Origin of the sequence: Streptomyces sp. SID14478 (assembly GCF_010548525.1) — a bacterium.
In the GTDB taxonomy this organism is placed as follows: Bacteria; Actinomycetota; Actinomycetes; order Streptomycetales; family Streptomycetaceae; genus Streptomyces.
Genome location: NZ_JAAGMG010001078.1, coordinates 1 through 3,934, shown reverse-complemented (window position 1 = coordinate 3,934; position 3,934 = coordinate 1). Strand labels below are relative to the sequence as shown.

The 3,934-nt window shown below is 74.1% G+C and carries 4 protein-coding genes and 1 pseudogene; 2 read left to right on the top strand and 3 right to left on the bottom strand.

Annotation, left to right across the window (positions count from 1 at the left end; genetic code table 11):
- Window positions 1-195: pseudogene (locus G3I40_RS35240) on the bottom strand (cobalamin biosynthesis bifunctional protein CbiET); the annotation flags it as partial.
- A 112-nt stretch (window positions 196-307) separates the two neighbouring features.
- On the opposite strand from G3I40_RS35240, the gene G3I40_RS35235 reads away from it, so the two are divergent.
- Window positions 308-718, top strand: coding sequence for a VOC family protein (locus tag G3I40_RS35235; RefSeq protein ID WP_164558916.1), 411 nt, complete (start codon window positions 308-310; stop codon window positions 716-718).
- A gap of 106 nt (window positions 719-824) precedes the next feature.
- Window positions 825-2,654 carry a DUF6049 family protein gene (locus tag G3I40_RS35230; RefSeq protein ID WP_164558915.1) on the top strand — a complete coding sequence of 610 codons (1,830 nt, stop codon included), beginning with the start codon at window positions 825-827 and terminating at the stop codon, window positions 2,652-2,654.
- 90 nt (window positions 2,655-2,744) lie between these two features.
- Here the strand turns inward: G3I40_RS35230 and G3I40_RS35225 are convergent, their stop codons facing one another.
- Together G3I40_RS35225 and G3I40_RS35220 are read right to left on the bottom strand one after the other, a co-directional pair.
- On the bottom strand, window positions 2,745-3,212 hold the full coding sequence (locus G3I40_RS35225) for a hypothetical protein (RefSeq protein WP_164558914.1): 468 nt from the start codon (window positions 3,210-3,212) through the stop codon (window positions 2,745-2,747).
- Window positions 3,213-3,345: 133 nt separating this feature from the next.
- The coding region (locus tag G3I40_RS35220; protein ID WP_239092131.1) for a LysR substrate-binding domain-containing protein at window positions 3,346-3,934 on the bottom strand (589 nt) is incomplete at its 5' end.

Below are 3,934 nucleotides of genomic sequence, written 5' to 3'. Positions count from 1 at the left end.
GGGCCGCAGCGGCGACGGCCAGGAGATCCGCTCCCCGGCGCACTCGCCCGGCAGCAGCGCGAGCTGGCGCGGCCCGCCGAGGACGACGTCGGCCTCGCGCAGCGCCGCCCGTGAGGTGTCCGGCAGCCCCGGCCAGCCGTCCGCGCCGATCCCGACGACGGTCACCACAGCCGGGGCGGGAGTCGCGGGAGTCACTGCCTGGTACCTCGTACGTGGTGCGTCATGCTCGGGAGGGTTACGTGAAGTCAAGGGAGCCGCACTCTATCGGGCGACATCGGCTCCCCCGCCGAGCACCCCTGGAGCACCGATGGCCCGCACTGAGTTGACCGGGCGCCTCGCGCCGATCATGCCGAGCCGGGACCTGGCCGCCACGATCGCCTTCTACGCCGCACTCGGCTTCACGGTCGACGGCCACTACCCCGACGACGGCTATCTGATCCTCGTACGCGACCACGCCGAACTGCACTTCTTCCACGCCCCCGACACCGACCCCCTGAGCACCGCGCACGCCCTGTACCTGCGGCTCGACGGCGGCGCGCACGTGGTGGACGCGCTGCACGAGGAGTGGCGGGGCGCCGGCCTGAGCGAGGACCCGTACGCGACGCCGCGGCTCGTCGAACCCGACGACACGGTGTACGAGATGCGGGAGTTCGCGCTCGTCGACCCCGACGGGAACCTGCTGCGGGTCGGCTCCGCGCTGGAGGCGACGGAGGGTTAGGCCGCTTCCCCGCCGACGCGCCGCCCGGCCGCGCGGTCCACGGACCGGCCTGCCGGACGGTGTTACCTCAGGGGCGGGTGACAGCGAGCGGGAGGTACGGGACGACATGACGGGATACAGCGCGGCGCGGGCCCGGGTCGTGTCCGCCGTGGTGCTCGGGGCCGTGGGCATCTCGGTGCTGCCGGGTGCCGGGCAGGCGCGGGCCGCCGACGACGCGGGGCACGCGGCCGTCGTCTGGCCGGTCATGGCGGCCCCGCACATGACGGCGGCCGCGCTCGGCTCGGGCCCCACCGCGCAGCCGGTCTTCGACGACGACGCGCTCGCGGGGCTGTTCGCGAAGGGCGGCCGCCTGCGCGAGGTCGTCGACGCGGGCAAGGACCGCGAGGTCAGCTGGGTCGTCGACCCGGACCTGGTGCTCTCCGCGCAGGCGATGGCGAACGGCTACCGAGTCGCGGACAGCGCCGACTCCAGCAATCCGCAGGACAGCACGCGGGGCACCGGGCAGAGCGCCGCGAAGGCCTGGCTGTCCGCGCTCAGGGACGCGGTAAAGGGCCGCGACGTGTGGCTACTGCCGTACGCGGACCCCGACCTGGCCTCGCTCGCGCACCACCCCGGCGCCGACACCGACGACCTCACCGAGGTCGTGGCCGGGCTCGCGGACGACGCGAAGGAACGGGTCGACACGATCCTGGGCACCGGGACCCGGGCCGGTCTCGGCTGGCCCGCGGACGGCGCCCTGGACAGCCAAGTCGCCCGGCTGGGCACGAAGTTGGGGGTGAGCCGCATCCTCGCCTCGGGGCCGGGGCTCACCCCGGCGGGCACCGCGCCGGTGACGCTGGGCGGGGACGGCGACGCCGACAGCGACGGGGACACCGGCCGGATGACGGCGCTGCCCTACGACGCGGACCTCACGACGGCGCTGGCCCGCATCGAGGACCCGGACCCGGACGCGTCCCCCAGCCCCTCGCCGAGCCCCTCGGCCACCGGCTCCTCGACGAGCCCGTCCGCGACCGCCTCGACCGGCCCCTCGCCGTCCGCGAGCGGCGAGGCGCGGGACACCCCCGACGCCGCGACGGTCACGCGTCTCGCCGCGCTCCTCAAGGCGAACACCCGCCCCGTCCTCGTACCGCCCCGCGAGCTGTCCGGCACGGCGGCGAACGCGCTCGGGGCCGCCCTCGACTCCGGCACCGACGAGGGCTGGCTGGACCTGGAGGGCATCCGCACCGCGGACAACGACCCGGTGCGGGGCCGGGCGGCGGGCAGCGGGTCGTATCCTTCCCGGCTCGTCCGGGGCGAGCTGACCGGCTCCCAACTCGCGGCCGTGGCAGGCGACTTGGACGGTCTGTCCACGCTCTCGAAGGTGCTCGCCGACCCGAAGGCCACCACGGCGTCCGTGCACGCGGCGATGGCCCGCGCCCTGTCCACGGCCTGGCGGCCGGCGGACGACTCCGCGCAGCAGACCTTCCAGCAGCGCACCTCCGACTTCCTTTCCACGTCGGTGGATTCGCTGCGGCTCGTCCCGAAGACCACGGTCACCCTCACCTCCGGCGACGCGACGATCCCGGTGACGGTCGACAACGGCCTGCAGCAGCCGGTGGCGGGGCTCGAACTGCGGGTCTCCTCCAGCGACGCGGAGCGGATGAAGGTCAACGACCCGAGGACGGCGGTGGAGGCCGCGGGCTCCGCGAGCCACACCTCGCACATCGGCGTCACCGCGAAGGCCAACGGCAAGGCACGGATCACCGCCCAGCTCTACACCACGAGCGACGGCAAGCCCTGGGGCGAGCCGATGACGTTCACCGTCGACGTCACCTCGGTGTCGTCGGGGGCGATCGCGGTGGTGGTGGCGGGGGTCGTGCTCATCCTGCTTGCGGCCGCGTTCCGGATGCGGCGGGTGCGCAGGCGCACGGCGCACGAGGAGCCCCCGCAGGAGTAGGGCCGGGCCCGGGGAACAGCGGACCGGCGCCGAGACACCGGACCGGCCCCGAGGAACAGGGACCGGTCCGGTGTCAGGCAGGCGATCGGGTCAGGCGGTGACGGCGCTGCGGCGCAGGGTGCGCAGGACCAGCCACTGGTCGCCCCAGGCCATCGCCGTGCCGAGCACGGCCATCAGGATGCCGAGGAACAGGCCGTCCGCGGCGGCGCCGAGGGCGAAGCCGACGGAGGCGAGCCCGGCCCGCACCGCGAAGCGGACGCCGACCAGGCCGAGGGCGAGGAAGCGGGTGCGCTTGTTCTTCCACAGGGCCTTCATCAGACGCATCCGGGTGCGCAGCACGGTCAGCGTCAGGGTCAGGTTCACGGCCAGGGCGATCGGGATCACCCAGTAGACGGCCGGGTAGGCGCGGGCGATGTCGAAGACGCCGGCGAGGCAGCCCATGATCGGGAAGTACCAGTTCGGCAGACCCTTGAAGTCCGTGTCCCGCGCGACCCGCTGAGCCTGCTCGGCGGTCAGCTTGGTCGTGGTCCTCGTCTTCGTCGCCGTGTCCGTGCTCATGGCCTGTTCCCCCTGCTGTCCGGTCCGCTCGTCTTTCCGACAGCACTGAGCTTCGCGCAGTGGGGGCACCGCCCGGCAGAGCGAGGCGTCCCGACCCTGGCGGTACAAATGTCACTCGCTCTTCTTGAGCTGCTCAGGCCCAGCCCGGCAGCCAGGGGTCGTCCGCGGCCGGGCCCTCGGCCGCGTGACGGGCGGTCAGGTAGTCGCGCACCTTCGGCAGCACGGGGTGCGGATTGTCCTCGCGCCACAGCAGCCAGTGCGGATAGACGGGCGTGGGACGGCGTACGGGGATCAGGTGCAGGCCCAGTCCGGTGGGCCGCACGAGCGGGGTGCGGGTGCCGAGGAACGTGCCCCGGTCGTCGGAGTCGACGATGATCCGCGCCTGGTGCTCCAGGCCGAAGGCGGGCCCCGACGGGTCGATGCGCATGCCGAACTCCTGCGCCAACTCGGCGTAGTACCAGCCCCATTCGGTGTCCGGTTCGAGCTTCGGCATCCAGAGGCGGTGCCCGGCGAGCTCCGCCGGGCTGACGCTCTCCCGGCCGGCCAGCGGATGCTTCGGCCCGATCGCGAGGACCACCGGCTCGTCCGCGACGCGGACGGTGCGCACCCCCGCGGGCATCCGCGACTCGGGCAGGCTCCGCGCCCAGAAAGCGGCGTCCACCGCGCCCTCGCGCACGGCGGCGAGCCCGGCCCGCCCCGACGTGCCGGTCACCACGTCCAGC

Coding starts and splice junctions, on each gene's coding strand:
- G3I40_RS35230 (WP_164558915.1), top strand. CDS start 825: ATGACGGGATACAGCGCGGCGCGGGCCCGGGTCGTGTCCGCCGTGGTG.
- G3I40_RS35235 (WP_164558916.1), top strand. CDS start 308: ATGGCCCGCACTGAGTTGACCGGGCGCCTCGCGCCGATCATGCCGAGC.
- G3I40_RS35225 (WP_164558914.1), bottom strand. CDS start 3,212: ATGAGCACGGACACGGCGACGAAGACGAGGACCACGACCAAGCTGACC.